The 19,658-nt window shown below is 45.5% G+C and carries 18 protein-coding genes and 1 tRNA gene; 8 read left to right on the plus strand and 11 right to left on the minus strand.

The window, feature by feature from the left end; translation table 11 throughout:
- Positions 1 to 7 precede the first annotated feature (7 nt).
- On the plus strand, positions 8 to 592 hold the full coding sequence (locus tag OSCIL6407_RS0100830; RefSeq protein WP_007354210.1) for a Uma2 family endonuclease: 585 nt from the start codon (positions 8 to 10) through the stop codon (positions 590 to 592).
- A 12-nt stretch (positions 593 to 604) separates the two neighbouring features.
- On the opposite strand, the gene OSCIL6407_RS0100835 is transcribed toward OSCIL6407_RS0100830, so the two are convergent.
- Positions 605 to 1,096, minus strand: coding sequence for a hypothetical protein (locus OSCIL6407_RS0100835; protein WP_007354209.1), 492 nt, complete (start codon positions 1,094 to 1,096; stop codon positions 605 to 607).
- Positions 1,097 to 1,471: 375 nt separating this feature from the next.
- On the opposite strand from OSCIL6407_RS0100835, the gene OSCIL6407_RS0100840 reads away from it, so the two are divergent.
- Entirely contained in the window at positions 1,472 to 2,446 is a 975-nt protein-coding gene (locus tag OSCIL6407_RS0100840) for a cysteine synthase A (RefSeq protein ID WP_007354208.1), read from the plus strand.
- 228 nt (positions 2,447 to 2,674) lie between these two features.
- The gene (locus OSCIL6407_RS0100845) at positions 2,675 to 3,322 is read left to right on the plus strand and encodes a hypothetical protein (RefSeq protein WP_007354207.1); all 648 of its coding nucleotides are present in this window, start codon (positions 2,675 to 2,677) and stop codon (positions 3,320 to 3,322) included.
- A 159-nt stretch (positions 3,323 to 3,481) separates the two neighbouring features.
- Here OSCIL6407_RS0100845 and glgB read toward each other — a convergent pair whose 3' ends face one another.
- The 4 genes from glgB to OSCIL6407_RS0100865 form a co-directional block, all read right to left on the minus strand.
- Positions 3,482 to 5,785 (minus strand): 1,4-alpha-glucan branching enzyme, encoded by a 2,304-nt coding sequence (glgB, locus tag OSCIL6407_RS0100850; RefSeq protein WP_007354206.1) that lies wholly within the window; start codon positions 5,783 to 5,785, stop codon positions 3,482 to 3,484.
- A 237-nt stretch (positions 5,786 to 6,022) separates the two neighbouring features.
- The gene (locus OSCIL6407_RS0100855; RefSeq protein WP_007354205.1) at positions 6,023 to 6,220 is read right to left on the minus strand and encodes a hypothetical protein; all 198 of its coding nucleotides are present in this window, start codon (positions 6,218 to 6,220) and stop codon (positions 6,023 to 6,025) included.
- Positions 6,221 to 6,468: 248 nt separating this feature from the next.
- Complete coding sequence (locus tag OSCIL6407_RS0100860) at positions 6,469 to 7,161, minus strand: glutathione S-transferase family protein (protein ID WP_007354204.1); 693 nt, start codon at positions 7,159 to 7,161, stop codon at positions 6,469 to 6,471.
- A gap of 125 nt (positions 7,162 to 7,286) precedes the next feature.
- On the minus strand, positions 7,287 to 7,481 hold the full coding sequence (locus OSCIL6407_RS0100865) for a hypothetical protein (RefSeq protein ID WP_234708716.1): 195 nt from the start codon (positions 7,479 to 7,481) through the stop codon (positions 7,287 to 7,289).
- 554 nt (positions 7,482 to 8,035) lie between these two features.
- On the opposite strand from OSCIL6407_RS0100865, the gene OSCIL6407_RS0100870 reads away from it, so the two are divergent.
- The 4 genes from OSCIL6407_RS0100870 (at position 8,036) to upp (ending at position 12,858) form a co-directional block, all read left to right on the plus strand.
- Positions 8,036 to 8,608, plus strand: coding sequence for a hypothetical protein (locus OSCIL6407_RS0100870; RefSeq protein ID WP_007354201.1), 573 nt, complete (start codon positions 8,036 to 8,038; stop codon positions 8,606 to 8,608).
- Between the two features lie 78 nt (positions 8,609 to 8,686).
- Positions 8,687 to 10,615, plus strand: coding sequence for a peptidoglycan D,D-transpeptidase FtsI family protein (locus tag OSCIL6407_RS0100875; protein ID WP_007354200.1), 1,929 nt, complete (start codon positions 8,687 to 8,689; stop codon positions 10,613 to 10,615).
- 158 nt (positions 10,616 to 10,773) lie between these two features.
- Positions 10,774 to 12,168, plus strand: coding sequence for a URC4/urg3 family protein (locus OSCIL6407_RS0100880; RefSeq protein ID WP_007354199.1), 1,395 nt, complete (start codon positions 10,774 to 10,776; stop codon positions 12,166 to 12,168).
- A 54-nt stretch (positions 12,169 to 12,222) separates the two neighbouring features.
- Positions 12,223 to 12,858, plus strand: coding sequence for a uracil phosphoribosyltransferase (gene upp / locus OSCIL6407_RS0100885; protein ID WP_007354198.1), 636 nt, complete (start codon positions 12,223 to 12,225; stop codon positions 12,856 to 12,858).
- A 337-nt stretch (positions 12,859 to 13,195) separates the two neighbouring features.
- Here upp and psbB read toward each other — a convergent pair whose 3' ends face one another.
- The 3 genes from psbB to OSCIL6407_RS0100900 all read right to left on the minus strand — a co-directional run bounded on the left by psbB (position 13,196) and on the right by OSCIL6407_RS0100900 (position 16,049).
- Positions 13,196 to 14,722 carry a photosystem II chlorophyll-binding protein CP47 gene (gene psbB, locus OSCIL6407_RS0100890; protein ID WP_007354197.1) on the minus strand — a complete coding sequence of 509 codons (1,527 nt, stop codon included), beginning with the start codon at positions 14,720 to 14,722 and terminating at the stop codon, positions 13,196 to 13,198.
- A 202-nt stretch (positions 14,723 to 14,924) separates the two neighbouring features.
- Positions 14,925 to 15,254, minus strand: coding sequence for a hypothetical protein (locus tag OSCIL6407_RS0100895; RefSeq protein ID WP_007354196.1), 330 nt, complete (start codon positions 15,252 to 15,254; stop codon positions 14,925 to 14,927).
- A 213-nt stretch (positions 15,255 to 15,467) separates the two neighbouring features.
- Entirely contained in the window at positions 15,468 to 16,049 is a 582-nt protein-coding gene (locus OSCIL6407_RS0100900; protein WP_007354195.1) for a GGDEF domain-containing protein, read from the minus strand.
- 100 nt (positions 16,050 to 16,149) lie between these two features.
- Here OSCIL6407_RS0100900 and mnmG point away from each other — a divergent pair, with 100 nt between their 5' ends.
- The gene (gene mnmG / locus OSCIL6407_RS0100905; protein ID WP_007354194.1) at positions 16,150 to 18,054 is read left to right on the plus strand and encodes a tRNA uridine-5-carboxymethylaminomethyl(34) synthesis enzyme MnmG; all 1,905 of its coding nucleotides are present in this window, start codon (positions 16,150 to 16,152) and stop codon (positions 18,052 to 18,054) included.
- Between the two features lie 174 nt (positions 18,055 to 18,228).
- Here the strand turns inward: mnmG and OSCIL6407_RS0100910 are convergent, their stop codons facing one another.
- The 3 genes from OSCIL6407_RS0100910 to OSCIL6407_RS0100920 all read right to left on the minus strand — a co-directional run bounded on the left by OSCIL6407_RS0100910 (position 18,229) and on the right by OSCIL6407_RS0100920 (position 19,462).
- Positions 18,229 to 18,825 (minus strand): quercetin 2,3-dioxygenase, encoded by a 597-nt coding sequence (locus OSCIL6407_RS0100910; protein WP_019486825.1) that lies wholly within the window; start codon positions 18,823 to 18,825, stop codon positions 18,229 to 18,231.
- Between the two features lie 143 nt (positions 18,826 to 18,968).
- Positions 18,969 to 19,041: transfer RNA gene (locus OSCIL6407_RS0100915), tRNA-Ala, on the minus strand.
- A 208-nt stretch (positions 19,042 to 19,249) separates the two neighbouring features.
- Entirely contained in the window at positions 19,250 to 19,462 is a 213-nt protein-coding gene (locus OSCIL6407_RS0100920) for a hypothetical protein (RefSeq protein WP_007354192.1), read from the minus strand.
- Between the last annotated feature and the right edge of the window lie 196 nt (positions 19,463 to 19,658).

Here is a 19,658-nt window from a genome sequence, read left to right on the forward strand (position 1 = left end):
AAACACCATGCTCTCATCTCCAATAGTATTACGTATGCCGCCTAAAATGCAAATGACAGAAGATGATTTTTTTGAGTTCTGTCAAATTAATCGCGACTTACAAATTGAACGAAATCAATCGGGAGAAGTGTTAATTATGCCCCCCACTGGTTCAGAGACAGGAAACCGAGAAGGCAACATCTTCGGGCCTTTGTGGGTATGGTCAGAGCAAGATGGCACAGGTTTAGTTTTTACTTCTAGTGCAGGATTTACCTTATCAACAGGTGCAGAAAGAGCGCCAGACTCCGCTTGGATTAAACTAGAAAGATGGAATGCTTTATCCTCAGAAAACAAGAAAAAATTTGCTCCCATTTGTCCTGATTTTGTAGTAGAACTCAGGTCTGAGTCTGATAACTTAAAACCTCTGCAAGAAAAAATGGCGGAATACATGAGGGAAGCGGGAGTCAGGCTAGGCTGGCTAATTGACCGCAAAAATCGCAGAGTTTATATTTACCGTCCAGGTTTACCAGAGGAATGTTTGGAAAATCCTGCTACAATTAGCGGCGATCCTGTTTTGCCGGGATTTGTTCTCAATATGAGTAAAATTTGGTAATTTTATTTATAGTCAAATTCCCAGATGCAAAATGAAAAAATCGCCGCTACAAGTTTTATCAGCGTAGGTTGCCAGAGTTATCAAATTGTTGACTACCATATCTCGATCAAATTCTAACTGTTCGTAATACGGCTCACTTTCTACTCCTTCATCATCTATGTCAGACATCCAAGAACCAGTTAGCTGAAGTTTTGCAGGAGCTTTTGAAAATAATTGTGCCCATGACCAAACTACATGATGAAAAACCTCTGCTCCCTGTTTATTGATGATTGTCGGCCCGTAAAGATTTAAGCCGTAACCTTGCCACTCTTTAAGATTATCTTTAGGATTAGCAGGGTTGAGGGTAGGTACCCACTTTAATGTATCATTAAGGTAACTAATCAAATCATAGTCAATTATCAGACGGGAAGAGTTCAGATCGCAAGAGCGACGAAAGTATTTGGCGTAATCTGTATAATTAACTTTCCCTTCAGGCAAAAGTAAAAAATCATGGTCGAGACTCATACGTTTACTCCTAAAAATTGCTAATACGATCCAAATGAAATTATGTTATTATCAGAATCTAGGTCAATGTACCGCCCATTCTTAGAGTACCTTTTCACCCCTGGCCTTGCTCCTGAAACATTGGTTTTCCGTGACCCTTTTTTAGCTGCAATCTTAAATTCCTCTGCTTTTCGCAGATATTGGGTAACATCTTCTGCCCCTACTTCGTCACCATGCTTGAGAAAGTGTTCCTGTAACGACTGTTGAGGTGAATCATAGCTCCCTTTTGCCCACGAGCCAGTGAAATCTTCTATTTCTTAAGTATAAACCTTTGTGTATATAATGAGTAATAAGAATTTATTGTAAAATTTAGTAGTAAATAAAAACACAAATAGCATGGATATCAAAAACGGTTTTGTAGGCACTCTTGGCAACACCCCCCTAATCCGATTAAACAGCTTCAGCGATGAAACTGGGTGCGAAATTCTCGGTAAAGCAGAATTTCTTAATCCCGGCGGTTCTGTGAAAGATCGAGCAGCCCATTATATTATCAAAGATGCCGAAGAAAAAGGCTTATTAAAACCAGGTGGGACAGTAGTAGAAGGAACCGCAGGCAATACTGGCATCGGTTTAGCTCATATATGCAACGCTAAAGGTTACAAATGCCTAATCGTAATTCCTGATACCCAATCTCAAGAAAAAATAGACGCATTGAGAACATTAGGGGCTGAAGTCCGAACCGTGCCTGCTGTTCCCTACAAAGATCCTAATAACTATGTTAAATTCTCTGGAAGATTGGCCTCAGAAATAGATAATGCAATCTGGGCAAATCAATTTGATAATTTAGCTAATCGTCAAGCACATTATGAAACAACTGGCCCCGAAATCTGGGGACAAACAGGAGGAAAAATTGATGCTTGGGTGACAGCAACGGGAACGGGAGGAACTTTTGCCGGGGTGGGAATGTTCCTAAAAGAAAAGAATCCAGCCATTAGAATCATTTTGGCAGAGCCAATGGGTAGCGGTCTTTACAGTTACGTTAAAACTGGGGAAATTAAGATAGAAGGTAGCTCAATTACTGAAGGTATTGGCACTAGCAGAATTACTGCTAATATGGAAAATGCTCCTATAGATGATGCCATCCAAATTGACGACGCGGAAGCAGTGCGGGTGATTTACCAACTGTTGAGAAAAGACGGATTATTTATGGGTGGTTCCGTAGGAATTAATGTCGGTGCGGCGGTTGCATTAGCGAAGCAGATGGGGCCGGGACATACAATTGTGACTGTACTTTGCGATGGCGGTTCTCGCTATCAATCGCGGCTATTTAATCGAGAATGGTTAGCTGGAAAAGGTTTGTCGCCGGATTAAAAAAGTGTTGTCGCGAACATATCCGTAACGCCGTCCTCTGGGCGGTATTGTTACCCCCAGAGGGCGGCATTACGTAAGTTGTGAAAAAATAAAATTATCCTCATCCTAGCCACTGCCATAAGTAAAGCTAATCAATACCAGATTTTAAGCGCGATCGCTTCCACATAACTCCTGTTAAAATCAGCTTGAGGAAAAAAGTTTGTTACAGGCATCAGGGAGTGCATCTAAGTGACAATCAAGACACCAGCCTGCCGCAGAGCAATCAACTTAGCCGCAGCAGGCTTTACAATCATTGAAATATTAATTATAATTTTTATACTGGGTATATTCAGTGCGATCGCGGCTCCTAGTTGGTTAGCATTCATCAATAACCAAAACCTTCGCACCTCCCAAGATAGAATTTTCTGGGCAATACGCATCGCCCAAAGCAACGCCAAACGCGATAAAATTTCCTGGCAAGCCAGCTTTAGAGAACAGGGTGGAATAGTACAATGGGCAGTCCATCCAGCTCACATTTTCCCCGATCGAATGGAAGAAGCAATCTCCGATCGACTTGCACAATTAAAATGGCATAGTTTCGCGCAAAAAATTAGAATAGATGTTGATAATACAACTTTAGATAAAGTCAATCCCACCAATAATCAACGACCATCAGGTAACGTCTACAGAGCGTTATTTAACCACAAAGGCTGTCCCGTTCCCGATCCTGAAGACGATTGTACCGCCATAGCCCAAGGACAATTGGGGAGAGTAACGGTAAAGCACGAACAATTGGGTAAAAAAAATAACCGCTGTGTGATTGTTTCAACGATTATAGGTGGAATGCGAACCGCAGAAGACGCAACCAAAGCTCTTAGCAAGGGAGGATGTAATTAATACTAACTCTAAAATTGGTATCAATCCAGCCTCCCCTGAAAAAACGGAACTTTGACTAGCCCGATTTCCTGCTTTTCTTATAACTTGCCTAGAGGGGTTAAAGAAAATGTAAGAGCGATTAAAATCGCTGAATTAATAACAGGTAAATCGGACTCGATCTCATTCCTCAAAAGCCCCCTGCATGACAGCAGCCGTCTTAGCTCGATCCAATTTCAACACCAAAACTCCCAAAGGTGGCAAACACAAATCCAGTGAAAAAGACTTATTGTGGAACCACCACTCATCCGTCCATTTTCCGCCCAAATTCCCCATATTGCTGCCCCCATACTCGCGAGCATCAGTATTAAACAACTCCGTATAGAAACCCGCTACAGGCACGCCTACCCGATAATGACTGTGAGGTTGCGGTGTAAAATTGCAAACCGTGACTAAAAACTCTTCCGCATCCTTAGAGCGGCGAATAAAGGCGACTACGCTGTGGCGATTATCGCTACAATCAATCCATTCAAACCCTTCTTGATTGAAATCCTGCTCATAAAGGGCTGGCTCAGTGCGGTAAAGATGATTCAAATCTGTAAAAAACTGTTTGATTCCTTGGTGAGCCGGGAATTGCATCAAATTCCATTCTAAATCCCCCCAGACATTCCACTCCCGCCACTGGGCAAACTCCATGCCCATAAACATCGTTTTCTTCCCAGGGTGAGCGAACATATAAGCAAATAACGCCCGCACATTAGCAAACTTCTGCCAGTCATCTCCTGGCATCTTGCCGAGAATATTACTCTTTCCGTGAACCACTTCGTCGTGCGATAAAGCCAACATAAAATTCTCGCTGTGGTTGTACCACATACTGAAAGTAATGTTGTTTTGGTGGAACTGGCGGAACCAGGGGTCCATGTGGAAATAGTCGAGCATATCGTGCATCCAGCCCATATTCCACTTGAGGTTAAAGCCCAAACCTCCCACATAGGTAGGCCAAGATACCATCGGCCAAGAAGTAGATTCCTCTGCGATCGATAATACCCCTGGAAAATAGCTAAAAATTACATGATTAGTTTGCCGCAAAAACTCCGCTGCTTCAATATTTTCTCGGCCCCCGTACTGGTTTGTCACCCATTCCCCAGGTTCGCGGCAATAATCTAAATACAGCATTGAAGCTACTGCATCCACGCGAATGCCGTCGATGTGGTATTTGTCAAACCAGAACAGGGCATTTGCTACTAAGAAATTCCGGACTTCGTTGCGGTTGTAGTTAAAAACCAGTGTTCCCCATTCTTTGTGCTCGCCTTTGCGGGGATCGGCGTGCTCGTATAAGTGCGTGCCATCAAAGAAAGGTAAACCGTGACCGTCTTTGGGGAAATGACCGGGAACCCAGTCTACAATTACGCCAATGCCGTGTTCGTGGCATTGGTCAACAAAATACATGAAGTCTTGAGGGTTGCCGTAGCGAGAAGTCGGGGCAAAATAACCCGTCACTTGATATCCCCAAGAGCCATCAAAGGGGTGTTCGGCGATCGGCAATAATTCTATATGGGTATAGCCCAAATCCTTAACATAGGGGATTAATTTGTGGGCTAATTCCCGATAAGTTAGAAAGCGTGCTCCGGGATTTAGTTCCGAAACTTGTACCACTGGTTCTGGTTTGCCATTGGGTAACAAGGCTGGTTCGGCAGAGTTCGCGTGTAGCCAAGAACCTAGATGGCATTCGTAAACGGAAACTGGCTGAGTCAGTGCATCTGTGTGTCGGCGGTGTTCCATCCAACCGCTATCGTTCCAGGTGTAAGCGTCTAAGTCAGTGACAATTGAGGCTGTTTTTGGTCGTACTTCTTGCTGGAAGCCATAGGGGTCTGACTTTTCGTAGGGATGCCCCTCCATATTTTTGACTTCGTACTTGTAGTGCTCACCTGCGTCTAAACCGGGAATAAATATTTCCCAGATGCCTGTTTGCCCTTTCCGCATTTGGTGTTTGCGGCCGTCCCAACTGTTGAAGTCTCCCAATAATGAAACGTTGCGGGCATTGGGGGCCCAGACTGCGAAGTATACTCCTTTGACTCCATCTACCTCAGTTAGGTGAGCACCCAATTTTTCGTAGATGCGGTGGTGGTTGCCTTCGGCAAATAGGTGGAGGTCAAATTCTGTCAGTTTGGGAGAACGGAAGGCGTAGGGGTCGTAGATGAAGCGATCGCGATCGCCTTCTTTGACTCGGAACTGATAGTTCGCTAACTCTGCTGTTTCAATTGTACATTCAAAAAAGTGAGGGTGGTGTACTGCTTGCATCGGGTACTCTGCCCTTGCTTCCGGCAACACCACCGACACTGCATCCGCGTTTGGCAGGTATGCTCGCACCGCCCAGGCTTTTTTGCCATTCTGCTCAATTAGATGTGGGCCGAGCACTTCAAAGGGGTCTTGGTGCTGATTCCAAACAATCCGGTCAATCTGTTCAAAGGGGATGCTCGTGGGCATAAAGTTACCTACCTGAATCACTGATCGCTTAACTAAATTGACTTAAAAAACCTGGAGGGGCGAGTTCACGTTACATTTATAGTTCCCTAAAATGTAGACACTGCCTAAATTTTAGGTTTGTACGCTTTTACGGTACTGGGCGAACTACAACACTCTAAAAGAGGATGAGGGATCAACCCATTTCCGATTACTTTTGTTCCAATTTTGACACTCTCACCCCTAAAAGGGATGGGATTCTTAGGAGATTTCGCTCCTAATATCCCTATCACTAGGGTTCCCACTCACACGCCGTTCGCCTATTGGCAGCGTATTATCTAGTAGGCGTTCACCCGATCGAATCAGGTTGGTTCCGACGAGTCGCGCCGTACCATTTAACTGCAAAACTTTAATTGCTTTGGTTTTGACGTTTCTTGCAGCTTGCAGAGAAAGCATCATGAATATGACCGTAGTTATTGCAAATATAGCGGTTTTCAGTTGTATGAGAATTGCTAATTGCTAATTACTAATTGCTAATTAAGAGCAATCTATCTCAATTGAAAATGGCTATGAATTTGTCACAATTGCTACTGTCTGCATCAATATGACTGCAATTACTGCAAGTTATCGAGGCAGAAAGAAGTCTATTAATAATTATAAAGTGAATGCAGTTCGATCGAAACTTTTATCCAAAATTATGCTATTGCTTAACTCGCATTGACAATGGTTTGTAATCCAGGGGGCAGAGGTTCCCGGCAGAGTTGGTGAATTTCGACAATACGAGCGAACAGCCAGGGATAGCCTTGGCTGTATTGGGGAATCAGGGCTAAGGGAGATAGCAGGGCTGCCGCAGCAATATCGGCAACACTTAGACGATCTCCAACTAGATAGGGCCCTTTTTGCCAGCGCTCCCCTAGAAACTCGATAGCACTGGCAAGGCGGCCAGTAGCCAGTTCCACCGAGGCTTGATTGATGCGGTACTGTCTGCGTACTGCTTGGATGACGATTTGACTCAACACAGACGGGTCAATGGCTTTGCCTGGGCCTGCACGAAACTGATAGTAAACAAATCGAGTTGCCGTGCCGATGCTTTCATCAAGCCAGTCTTCCAGCATCCAGGCCTCAGCTTGTAGCTGGGGATCGGGGAGCAACAGAGGAGGGGAGGGACAGTATGACTCCAGAAATTTAAAAATTTGGGTGGAGTCTGCGATCGCGGCTGGTTGACCCTCTAACTGAGGAAGGAGCACTGGTACTGTCGTTAAACCTCCCGTCAGCGGTCGGATTTTCAACAAGTGCAACCCCGGAGTCAAATTCTCAACTTGGTAAGGTAGACCCTTGTAACCCAGAGCCAAGCGAGCTTTGCGACAGTAGTGAGATGTACTGAATTGCAGTAAGAGCATCAGACACAAACTAACATTTTCATTTCCACCACAACTGATGCCATTTAAACAAAATATGTGAGGAGCGATCCGTTGAGCAGATTACAGGCTATGCCTTGAAGGAAGGTATGGCGCGATCGCTCTGACTAAGGAGACTTCTTAGGCGAAGCAGGCGCAGCACTAGGAGAAGCTGGTGCAGGGCTAGCGGCGGGAGATTCTGCTGGGCTAGGAGAAGATGCTGGAGATGAAGGACTTGGGCTAGTTCCGCTTTCGCCAGCACATGACCCTAAAACCGCAGCCAATCCAAGGGCCAAAGTCAAACGAATAAAGTTTTTGCTCATAAATTGCTCCTTAAGGTCGAAAACCGCTTCTAAAAATGTAGGCAAATTTTGCATTCCTACAAGAGACTCTACGGTTTAAGTCTTAAGCGCCTATTCTTAGCCTTAGCCCTTCGTCAGTTTTGGGGTTGACTAAGAATACCCGGTTAGAGGCGATCGCAAGACTGAAACGCCCCGTGAGTATTAGATTTTAGTGTAGAGAGTCAGCACTCTAAGTTTTTTCCGGTTTACCCGGAATCAGCGGTTAAAGCAGCGACTTTGTTCTCTACCGCACTCTAAGGTATCATAGTTTTTGCCGAGATCCGGTGGGAGCGTAAAAACTTTTTGCAGGATTTTCGCCAGTAAAATCTACGTATAGTAATTTATTTAACCACAGGCAAAAAACCCTTCAATCCGAAGGGGATAGCGGAGTTAACAACTGAATCTATAGAACGTTTGTAAACTAAATTCAAGATCAAACTGTGAATTTATTTCTGAGCTATGGTTGGTAAGACGGCTGAATGCCTCCACACATAATTAAAACTAAAGCTGCCGCACATAACATATTGGTGAAGTCTATGACTGTTGCTATGAGCTCCCCAGATTCTGCCCAACACCGCCCCTCTCGCCTAGCTGCCATTTCCTCAGCGGAAAGTAAAGTTACTCCGATTGGGCGAGCTCGGCGGACAAATGTATCTTCTCAAGCGGCTACCACTTCCGTTCCCACTATCGGCCGGGGTGCAGTTCCTACAAAGGTGGCCTCTGTCAAAATTCTGCCTAACCATCAGTTAAAACCGGTTTGGCTGCGATCGCTATTGAGCCTACAGCGTACCTCATCAGCGATCGCATTTTTGCTGCTGAGTTGTACTCTTACGGTTTACGGTTGGACAGTTTACGGCCAACAGCGTTGGAGCGAAGAATACCAAAAGCTAGAAACATTGCGACGTAGCGAACAGCAATTAAGCGCTGCTAGCGTTGTCTTAAAACATCAAATCGCTACGGCGGCGGAAAATCCCGAAACGGGTTTGGCTCCGCAACAGCCAGAGGACATGATCTTTCTGGAACCTGCGCCAGAGCGTCCCACTCCCGCAGCTAACCTAGATCCCCAGTCTACTCAGAAATCTGCTGGTGAGACACCTTTGGGATATTAACAGTTAACAGTTAACAGTTAACAGTTAACAGTTAACAGTTAACAGTTAACAGTTAACTCTAAGAAATGCCCAATTTTTATGACTTACGACTCCCGCTTTAAACGCCGTCGATCGCTAACTTCTGCACGTCCAAAATCGAATCAGCGGCCTAGAAGTTCTGTTTCCCGCCTCCCCAACAGCCAGCCTCAGAACCGCCTTCGCAAAATAGATCCTAAATATCGTCAGCAACCGCCTAGAGAACGTTTACAAAAACGGGATAAGTACCGCCCTTACATTGTCTGGGGGATATTAATGGTGTCTGGGTTGGGATTGGCTGCAAATTTGTTTTACTTACAAGTTAGGGAAGCACCAATTTTGCAAAAACGGGCGCAACAGCAGCAAATCTCGCGATCGCGCCCCTTTGTACCGAGACGACCAATTATTGACCGCAAAGGGGAGATTTTAGCGCTAGACCGCCCAGTTTATACACTCTGGGCTCACCCGAAGCTATTCAAGCAGACGAAGGGAACGATCGCGGCTAATCTTGCGCCGCTGCTGGCGGGTATGGGCGGTGGACAGACGATTACTGAGGGCGTACTGCTACAAAAGTTTAATAGTGCTGAAAGCGGGATTAAAATTGCGGACGGATTAAGTGAGGAAATGGGCGATCGCGTCAGTAACTTGTTAATCGAGAAGCAACCAGTCGATGGCTTAGAACTGATTCAGCAACAACAGCGCTTTTACCCCCAGCAGGAACTCGCGGCTGGTGTTGTGGGCTATGTAGATAGCGATCGCAATGGTCAAGCCGGGGTAGAATACAGCCAGCAAAACTTGCTAGAGCGTACAATGCCGTCCATCCGTTATAAGCGGGCGGTTAATGGTAACTGGGTTCCAGATCAACTCGCCGCAGGATTTGTCCAGTTCGATGATTTGCAATTGCAAGTGACTATAGATACCCGTTTGCAACGGGTAGCGCGATCGGCCCTCAAGCAACAAATGGAGAAATTTAAGGGGAAGCGAGGGGCTGTAATTGTGATGGACGCGCGGGATGGGGAATTGCTATCGCTGGTATCCGAACCTTCCTATGACCCCAATCAATATTTTAAATTCAATCTGGAACGGTTTAAAAATTGGGCGCTAACTGATGTTTATGAACCGGGTTCGACTTTTAAACCGATTAATATTGCGATCGCCCTAGAAGCTGATGCAGTTAAACCCGAAACCGTTTTTAACGATGAAGGTCAGATTTTCGTGGGTGGCTGGCCGATTTCCAACTACGATTACAGACAAGCAGGCCCGCGTGGCGCTGTCACTGTCACTGAGATTTTGCAGCATTCCAGCAACGTCGGCATGGTACATATCATGCAGAAAGTCAAGGCTTCAGCTTATTACAATGCCCTCGAACGTTTAGGACTAGGACAAACCACAGATTCCGACTTACCTTTTGAAGTACCCAGTCAACTCAAAAGCCGAGAACAATTTATTAGTTCGCGAGTAGAAGCTGCAACTACCGCTTTTGGCCAGGGTTTTTCCCTAACTGCGCTGCAACTCGTACAACTGTGCGGCGCTTTGGCCAATGGCGGTAAAATCGTTACTCCTCACGTTGTGCGAGGACTTTTTAGCGGAGATGGACAGCCTTTTTGGGAACTTCGCAGGCCAGCGCCAAGGCAAGTATTTTCACCAGAGAAGACAAAAGAAGTGTTAGAAATGATGGAAATGGTTGTGAAAGATGGGACGGGAAAAGCCGCGCAAATTCCCGGTTATCGCATTGCTGGGAAAACGGGAACTGCTCAAAAAGCTAATCCTACTGGTGGTTATTCAGATTATGCTAGCATTGCTAGTTTTGTGGGAATTTTACCTGTTGAATCTCCCCGTTATGTGGTGTTAGCAGTGATTGATGAACCCCAGGGAGGAACGGGGGGTTTAGTGGCCGCACCTGTTGTCAAATCAGTGATGGAAGCTTTAATTGCTGTGGAGAAGATTCCGCCTGCGGAGGTTGAAAAGGAAGAAGTGAAAGTAGCAGAATAGGTGAGAAGAGGAAGTGGAAGAGATAAAATGAGGGGTCAGAAAACGCTCAAGAGTCCGATCAAACTGAATCAGATATCGATAATATTCCTAACGTCGAACAAGTAGGGGAAATTCCTCTTACAAAGGCTGGTCGCCTGGAATTAGGAAATCTCATTGATGTGAAGGATGTCACGGCTGCTGAGGCAATTTGCCTGCGGGGATGTGGTCAAAGTCAAGTTCAACAAATTGCTAGAGACTATCAGCAAATGTCAGTCGGTGCGATCGCAAATCTGGCAGCAGTAGAGGATACTAAAGCTAAGACAACTATGAAGATGAACAATCTCGAACTTGAGGCCATCGAATACCTAAGAACACCAAGCACAATTCGGGAAAAGTGCGATCGCCTCTTCAATTTGGCTTGCGAAGACAAACTGCGTTATTTTCGCATTGATTTAACCCAATTAGACAAAGCCGCTAATTATGTCATTGACGTAATCCGCGAACAATATCCCGATTTTAACATCCCATTTCACAGCCGTTGGCGACATTTTGAAGTCGGGGAAATACCGCGTATGGCGGAACTAGATAAAATCTTAGCACAACTCACCCCAATTAATAAAGCTAAAGTCAAATTTGACTTAGCAATTATCAGCGTTTTACTCGATGCAGGTGCAGGTACAAATTGGGAATATAGCGAACAGGAAACCGGACAAGTTTATCGCCGTTCCGAAGGCTTAGCAGTTGCCAGTTTTCGGATGTTTTGTCAAGGCATTTTTTCTAGTAATCCCGATTTCCCTTTCCAAGCTGATGCTGTAGCACTTTCTCAGCTAAAATTACAGACATTAGCTACAGGATTACAAGTTAATCAAAATAATCATTTAGTTGGTTTAGAAGGTAGACTAGAATTGTTGCAAAGATTAGGAAAAGTTCTCAGCCAAAATCCTCTATTATTTGGGAATGAGAATCCGCGTCCTGGGAATTTAGCCCAATATTTGCATGATAGTAAACGCTCAGGAATGATGACGATCGAAGCTGCGGAAGTATTGAGCGCTGTTTTAACAGGTTTCGGAGAAATTTGGCCAGGAAGATATACCATTTCCGGTGTGAACTTAGGCGATGTTTGGTCACATCCAGCTTTACAGGGACAAAATTTAAGTGATGGCTATATACCCTTTCACAAACTTTCTCAATGGTTAACTTACTCCCTATTAGAACCGCTACAAGAACTTGGCTTAGAAGTAATTGCATTAGATGAATTAACAGGATTGCCAGAATATCGTAATGGTGGGTTTTGTTTAGATATTGGACTGCTAAAGGTAAAAGATACAGCTATTTTTCAACAAGCTCACTTGCCTGGTTCAGAAATCATAGTAGAATGGAGAGCGCTGACTGCCAAATTGTTAGATAAAATTGCCGAACTAATTCGGAAAAAGCTAAACTTAACTACCGCAGAATTGCCGCTAGTGAAGATTTTACAAGGAGGAACCTGGACTGCGGGAAGGAAAATTGCCGCTGAATTGAGAGTCGGTGGAGTGCCGCCAATTCAGATAGAAAGTGATGGTACTGTATTTTAATCCTAATTCTGAAAAATATTGCTACAGTAGTCCTACTACTAAGATATTGTTAAAATGACTGCAAAAGTTATCGTCATCGATCATCCATTAGTGCAGCACAAGTTGACGCTTGTGCGCCAAACAAAAATCAGTACGGCAAAATTTCGGCAACTTCTCAAGGAAATGGGAATCTTATTAGCTTATGAAGTAACGCGCGACTTGCCACTCAAATATGAGAAAATCCAAACTCCCATCGCCTCAACGATCGCTCCCATGCTAGCCTCGGAAAAGAAAATGGTAATTGTCTCTATTATGCGAGCAGGTCAGGGTCTTTTAGATGGTATATTAGAACTAATACCGTCAGCAAGAGTCGGACATATTGGGCTGTATCGTGAGCCTACAACTCTGATGGCAATTGAATATTATTTTAAGGTTCCCCACGATATCGAACACCGAGATGTGTTAATTGTCGATCCGATGTTAGCAACTGGTAATTCAGCGGTGGCGGCGGTGGATAGAATTAAAGAAGTTAGCGCCATTTCTATTAAGTTTTTATGCTTGCTCGCGGCACCGGAAGGGATTAAGCACTTCCACGAACAACACCCCGATGTGCCAATTTACACGGCGGCAATTGACGAAGGTTTAGACGAACACGGTTATATTGTACCGGGCATGGGAGATGCAGGCGATCGCCTTTACGGAACAAAGTGATTATAGCAACCGCCAAGGCGGTTAGGGGTTAGGGGCTAGGGGCTAGGGGCTAGGGAAAGAAGGGGAAATAGAGGCTACGATGCTTCGATGCTCCGATGCTCAGGGAAGAAGGGAAAGAGAATAAAATAGGACTTACGCTCATGGTTCCAGAAACCGGGTTTTTGAGAGAATCTGTGGGTCACAACGAAGTATTTTCGTAAAAAACCCGGTTTCTTTGGTTGGGTGTCTAAGTCCTGTAAAAGTAAGTTCCCTCTTCCCTAGCCCCTAGCCCCTAGCCCCTAGCTATAAAAAACCCGGTTCCTTCAAGAAACCGGGTTTTTCAGATTCCGACAGAAGTTTAAGTTTCCTGTCTGCGAGTCGTAACGTCGCCCAATTTTTGGAACAGACCGAACTCGACTTGCTCTTCTAGGTCTGGGTCAATTCCAGCAAACACATCCCGGAAGAGGGTGCGGGAACCATGCCAGATATGGCCAAAGAAGAACAGCAAAGCAAAACAAGCGTGTCCGAAAGTAAACCAACCGCGAGTAGAAGTGCGGAATACCCCGTCAGACTTCAAAGTTTCGCGGTCAAATTCAAACACCTCACCCTTCTGGGCCGCACGAGCGTACTTCTTGACATCAACGGGGTTATTCAACGTTTGACCGTTCAATTCTCCACCGTAGAAGCTGACAGTAACGCCAGCTTGCTCGAAGCTATATTTCGACTCGGCGCGACGGAAGGGGATGTCAGCGCGAACTATCCCATCTTTATCGGTCAGAATAACTGGGAAGTTTTCAAAGAAGTTAGGCAGACGGCGTACCGACAATTCCCGACCTTCACTGTCTTTGAACACGGCATGGCCCAGCCAACCTTTAGCAATGCCATCGCCTTTGTTCATTGGGCCAGCACGGAACAGACCGCCTTTAGCGGGGCTATTACCTACGTAGTCGTAGAAAGCTAGCTTCTCAGGAATTTGCTCGTAAGCTTGCTGAGCGCTGCCACCGTTAGCAATGGTAGTTTGGGCTCGGCGTTGAATTTCCTGCTGGAAATAATTACTATCCCATTGATAGCGAGTTGGCCCAAATAGCTCGATGGGAGTAGCGGCGGAACCGTACCACATCGTACCAGCCACGATGAAAGCGGCGAAGAAGACGGCAGCGATACTACTGGATAGTACCGTTTCGATGTTACCCATCCGTAGGGCTTTGTAGAGCCGTTCGGGAGGACGAACAGTTAAGTGGAACAGTCCAGCAATCACGCCTACGACTCCAGCAGCAATGTGGTGGGCCACGATGCCACCAGGGTTGAAGGGGTCAAATCCTTCTGGGCCCCAGGCTGGCGCGACGGCTTGGACGTGACCGGTTAAACCGTAGGGGTCAGAGACCCACATTCCGGGCCCGAAGAGACCCGATAGGTGGAAGGCTCCGAAGCCAAAGCAGAGTAGACCGGACAAGAACAGGTGAATGCCGAACATTTTCGGCAAGTCGAGAGCTGGTTCGCCAGTGCGAGGGTCTCTGAAGAGTTCTAAATCCCAGTAAACCCAGTGCCAGACGGCGGCGAGGAATAGTAGACCGGACAGGATGATGTGAGCGGCGGCAACGCCTTCAAAAGACCAAATGCCTGCATCTGCGGCACTTTCGCCGGTGATGCTCCAACCGCCCCAAGATTTGGTCACGCCCAAGCGAGCCATGAATGGCAGGACGAACATTCCCTGCCGCCACATGGGGTTAAGGACGGGATCGCTCGGATCGAAAATTGCTAGTTCGTAGAGGGCCATTGAGCCCGACCAGCCTGCCACGAGGGCAGTGTGCATGAGGTGTACTGAAATCAATCGACCTGGATCATTCAAGACGACTGTGTGTACGCGATACCAGGGTAGTCCCATTGACTACGCTCCTCCAAAGGTGAGAGATGTTTATTTTGACTTTGACAGCTTTTCAGCTTTTTATTAAGCCGCCGGCGCTTGCTGTCTTTTTGTCTGGGTGTAGTATTACCTAGACTTGGGGATGGTAAGACGCGGGAGGCATAAAAATGAAAGTTATTTAAAGAAGTGTATCGAGTGTTAGAACCGATTGCAATATTCTGAGCTACATCAAGTGGGGATTGCCGATCTGACATCGGGCTTCGATCGAGCACAAGCGTTCGAGGACTTGCTCGGCAGCGATCAGGCGGGTGAGTACGACGTTACCGATATTTTTGGTGGGATCGCTTTCTAGGAGCGGGGCTGTGGGTTTTACTTCTACCATGAGTACGGCTTCTTCTACGCGGTAGAGCCACATTTTCTCGTTTTGATCCCAGAGGCAGAGATTGAGTTTCTCTATGTCGGGCGATCGCCTCCAGGCAGTTTCGCTCCACAAGCCGCCAACTCCCCAGACGCGCCCGACCGTCCACCCTTCAGATAGAAAAAAGTATTTCACGAACTTAACTAGGTACGGTTACTTAGAATGTGGTGTTTAGGATAGCGCGAAATGGGGCTTTGAGGGGATTGGTTGTTGAGGATGTTTGAGGGGTTGGGGTGTGTGCGATCGTTTAAGCAACCTAATATCTCGACTTACTGAATACAGAGGAGCTTTACTGGCCAATGAATTACTTAACACTAAGAATTTGCCTCCGCTGTTGCAATATGCTTGTTAGCCTGTGGTTTTGCAATCAGTGGAAGGCAAAAAGCAAGAATTATATAAATTCATTGCTACACCTACAACACCACCATATAAGCGTTTGCCGCCTCTTATTGCTGCTTCCTCTGCTGCCTGATATAAAGTGGCGTAATTAACACCATCTTCTGGATAGAAAGCTACCCCACAGGATACTGTCAGCGGACAATGAACTTCTACATAACTAAAATCAGGCATAATAAAGAACCTTCGCAATGGTGGAAGGTGAGAAAAATTTTGATTAACTGCCTCACAGAGCTGCATTGCTATTGAGACAACTTCCGCCATCTTCGAGTCAGCTATAAAAATAACAAACTCATCTCCACCAGCTCTAAAAACATCAATATCATCCGGTAAATTTTGGTTGATCAAGTTAGTAATCTGTCTCAGTTTTTCATCGCCTTCAAGATGACCATAGCAATCATTGAAATATATGAATCCATCTATATCGATCAGGATCATTCCAAATCGCGCTCGATTTCCAGCATATTGCTCGAAGCGAGTTTGTATCAGTTCTTGATTTCCCAATCCGGTCAAGCGATCGCGATTCGATGTCATGGAAGAAAAGTTTCAGGAAAGGTGAACGACTAAGGGAATACCACAAATATCAGTATAACTGCTAAAATGAAACATGAGTCCTAGCAACTCAACCTAAACCATGACCAGAAAAGCCCTCCCAGAATTCCAAGACCACTTCGACATCATTGTAGTAGGTGCCGGACACTCAGGCTGCGAAGCCGCCCTCGCCGCCGCCCGCCTCAATTGTCGCACCCTATTACTAACCCTAAATCTCGATAAAATTGCCTGGCAACCTTGCAATCCAGCCGTCGGTGGCCCCGCTAAAACTCAACTGACAAATGAAGTCGATGCACTAGGTGGAGAAATCGGCAAAATGGCCGATCGCACTTACTTACAAAAACGCATTCTTAACTCCTCACGCGGCCCCGCAGTTTGGGCATTACGCGCTCAAACTGATAAGCGTGAATATGCCGCTGTAATGAAGAATATTGTCGAAAATCAAGACAATTTAAGCATCCGCGAAAGCATGGTGACAGACTTAGTTTTAGGCGCTAATGATGAAATTATTGGTGTCGAAACTTATTTCGGTGTCGCCTTTGGATGTAAAGCAGTTATTCTCACTACTGGCACATTTTTGGGTGGCATTATTTGGGTGGGAAATAAGTCAATGCCAGCGGGACGTGCAGGTGAATTCGCCGCCGTTGGTTTAACTGAAACTCTCAACAAACTAGGCTTTGAAACTGGAAGATTAAAAACTGGAACTCCCGCCAGAGTAGACAAACGTTCCCTCAATTACACTAACCTCGAACCCCAACCCGGTGATGCCGATGTTCGCTGGTTTAGTTTCGATCCAGATGTTTGGATAGAACGGGAACAAATGCCTTGCTATCTCACCCGCACTACTCCAGAAACCCATAGATTAATTAGAGAAAATTTACACCTTTCTCCTGTTTACGGCGGCTGGGTAGATGCGAAGGGCCCGCGTTATTGTCCTAGCATTGAAGATAAAATTGTCCGCTTTGCAGATAAGGACAGCCATCAGATATTTATTGAACCCGAAGGTCGTGATATTCCTGAGTTGTACATCCAGGGATTTTCTACTGGTTTACCTGAAAATTTACAGTTACAAATGTTACGAACTCTTCCGGGTTTAGAAAATTGTGTAATGTTACGGCCAGCCTATGCGGTGGAATACGATTATTTACCAGCAACTCAGTGTTTTCCCACCTTGATGACTAAAAAAATTGAGGGGTTATTTTGTGCAGGCCAAGTTAACGGGACAACGGGATATGAGGAAGCAGCAGCGCAGGGAATTGTTGCCGGGGTTAATGCTGCCAGATTTGTCAATCATCAAGAAATGATTGTTTTTCCCCGCGAGCACAGTTACCTGGGTACGCTAATTGATGATTTGTGTACCAAAGACCTACGGGAACCTTATCGGATGCTCACTTCTCGGTCTGAATATCGGTTATTATTGCGTTCGGATAATGCGGATCAACGTCTCACTCCTTTGGGCCGGGAAATTGGTTTGATTGATGACCGTCGTTGGGAGTTATTTCAACGGAAACAAGCCAATATTATCGCTGAAAAGGAACGGCTTTACTCGACGCGGGTGAAGGAAGGTGAGGAAGTAGGTAAGGCGATTTTAGCTGATATGCAGCAAAGTATTAAGGGTTCAATTACTTTGGCAGATTTGTTACGCCGTCCGGGTTTCCATTATGAGGATTTGGAACGCTATAATTTAGCTAATTCTAATTTGGAGTTGGCTGAGAAAGAAGGGGCAGAAATTGATATTAAATATTCTGGCTACCTGCAACGCCAACAACATCAGATTGACCAAGTTAGCAAACACGAACATCGCCAGTTACCGCCGGATTTGGATTATATGACCATTGAAACTCTCTCGAAGGAGTCGCGGGAAAAGTTGGCAACGGTGAAGCCGTTAACTATTGGTCAAGCGGCGAGAATTGGCGGGGTGAATCCGGCTGATGTGACGGCGTTGTTGATTTATTTGGAAATGCGATCGCGTGTTTTGGCAGGATAATTATCTCAACAGGCTGCTATGGTGGGAAAAGAAAAGTAATACTAAATCCGGGTTTGATATCCTTTTTATCATGCGGCGATTGAAATCGCTACTATACAAACTAAGTCCGAGCTAAGAGGGACTAAAGAATAAAGGGGATATTTAAGCCGGATTTGGTATAATTATTGGTTTACCTCACTGAGCAGAGGAAGGGGGAATAATCTCAATACCATACTTAGGTGCAGTAGACATAATTTTTTCCAAATCTGTAGGACTTAAAGATGGTGCAGAACCAACCTGACTATCTGTTGACTTTCCGACTTCTGCCACAAACTTCTCAAATCCTGCTGGAGTCACCCAAACGAGCATTTTTGCAGGCACAGAGCTAGTATTAGTAAAGCGATGAAGCTGACCTTTTGGCGAGTAGAGAAAAGTGCCTGCTGTTGCTACAATAGTTTGTTCATCAAGTTGAAATTCTAGCGAACCTTCTTGAACATAAAACGATTCATTTTCCCGACTGTGCCGATGAGGGGGTGCACCGCCACCCTGTGGAGAAACAATTACTTCACACAGAGCATAAGCCTGACCTGTTTCTTCACCCACGACTTTAAAAGTATATAAGTCACCATTTAACCAGTAGGAAACTCCTTGTCCTGGTTGCAGAAAAATTCCTTGTGGATCTAGAGTCATCATCATTCTCCCGTTAATTGCATATAATTTATCAGTTAGCGTAGCGATTGGATAAATAAAAGAAGCTTCCTGAAAAAAAGCGGGTTTTGGCCGCCTTGTCACCAATGAGTTCGCTTACCTGACTTCTGCGATACTTTCAATTGCGATCGCCTAGCAAAGTATAAACTTGAAAGTATAAACTTGCTATTGCGGCAAAGTTATGCTTAAAGCCACACTGGAAAAATTGCTGTGCAATTAAATTTTAATGGAGCTAAGCGGGCTCGAACCGCTGACCCCTACAATGCCATTGTAGTGCTCTACCAACTGAGCTATAGCCCCTTTCTTTCACCGTTTTTCACAATACCTCGATTTACTAACATTTGTCAAGTGTCTCCACAAAATTATTTTTTTTGCTTTCCCTTGTTTACCATTAACCCAAGGCTTTGCCAACAAGCTGTGCTAAGTGACAATGCGCTGAAAATTGGAAAATAAACGCCAATCCCTAGAAATACAAATAAGAATGATTGGAGAACCTAAGCGCCAATCCCTAAAAATACGAATAAGAATGATTGGACATTTGGGTTAAATGAACCAGACAAGACCCCATTAGGAAATAAACCACTACTAGCCCCGCAGCCGACATCGCTACTAAAGTGCCAGCCAGCATCAGAGAAAATTCGCGGTGCGCGATCGCTTCCTGCATCAGGTGCAAAGACCAGGCAACTAAGGCAACATCAATTATTAGAATAGGAACTAGCATAGTTACAATTTGTAACAGTTTGTTCTATTCTAGCAAAGTTTCCGCAAGCGTGTGAATGTGCTGACACAGTAAATTTACGGAGCGGGGGAGATGGGGAGCGGGGGAGCGGGGGAGCAGGGGAGATGGGGAGCGGGGGAGCAGGGGAGCGGGGAGCGGGGAGCAGGGGAGATGGGGAGCAGGGGAGATGGGGGAGATG

Origin of the sequence: Kamptonema formosum PCC 6407 (genome assembly GCF_000332155.1) — a bacterium.
In the GTDB taxonomy this organism is placed as follows: Bacteria; Cyanobacteriota; Cyanobacteriia; order Cyanobacteriales; family Microcoleaceae; genus Kamptonema; species Kamptonema formosum.

What these genes read in the sequence shown, in the direction of transcription:
- OSCIL6407_RS0100870 (WP_007354201.1), top strand. Translation starts at nt 8,036, where the DNA reads ATGACTGTTGCTATGAGCTCCCCAGATTCTGCCCAACACCGCCCCTCT.
- OSCIL6407_RS0100840 (WP_007354208.1), top strand. Translation starts at nt 1,472, where the DNA reads ATGGATATCAAAAACGGTTTTGTAGGCACTCTTGGCAACACCCCCCTA.
- OSCIL6407_RS0100900 (WP_007354195.1), bottom strand. Translation starts at nt 16,049, where the DNA reads ATGACATCGAATCGCGATCGCTTGACCGGATTGGGAAATCAAGAACTG.
- OSCIL6407_RS0100920 (WP_007354192.1), bottom strand. Translation starts at nt 19,462, where the DNA reads ATGCTAGTTCCTATTCTAATAATTGATGTTGCCTTAGTTGCCTGGTCT.
- OSCIL6407_RS0100875 (WP_007354200.1), top strand. Translation starts at nt 8,687, where the DNA reads ATGACTTACGACTCCCGCTTTAAACGCCGTCGATCGCTAACTTCTGCA.
- mnmG (WP_007354194.1), top strand. Translation starts at nt 16,150, where the DNA reads ATGACCAGAAAAGCCCTCCCAGAATTCCAAGACCACTTCGACATCATT.
- OSCIL6407_RS0100830 (WP_007354210.1), top strand. Translation starts at nt 8, where the DNA reads ATGCTCTCATCTCCAATAGTATTACGTATGCCGCCTAAAATGCAAATG.
- OSCIL6407_RS0100835 (WP_007354209.1), bottom strand. Translation starts at nt 1,096, where the DNA reads ATGAGTCTCGACCATGATTTTTTACTTTTGCCTGAAGGGAAAGTTAAT.
- psbB (WP_007354197.1), bottom strand. Translation starts at nt 14,722, where the DNA reads ATGGGACTACCCTGGTATCGCGTACACACAGTCGTCTTGAATGATCCA.
- OSCIL6407_RS0100860 (WP_007354204.1), bottom strand. Translation starts at nt 7,161, where the DNA reads ATGCTCTTACTGCAATTCAGTACATCTCACTACTGTCGCAAAGCTCGC.
- glgB (WP_007354206.1), bottom strand. Translation starts at nt 5,785, where the DNA reads ATGCCCACGAGCATCCCCTTTGAACAGATTGACCGGATTGTTTGGAAT.
- upp (WP_007354198.1), top strand. Translation starts at nt 12,223, where the DNA reads ATGACTGCAAAAGTTATCGTCATCGATCATCCATTAGTGCAGCACAAG.
- OSCIL6407_RS0100865 (WP_234708716.1), bottom strand. Translation starts at nt 7,481, where the DNA reads ATGAGCAAAAACTTTATTCGTTTGACTTTGGCCCTTGGATTGGCTGCG.
- OSCIL6407_RS0100855 (WP_007354205.1), bottom strand. Translation starts at nt 6,220, where the DNA reads ATGATGCTTTCTCTGCAAGCTGCAAGAAACGTCAAAACCAAAGCAATT.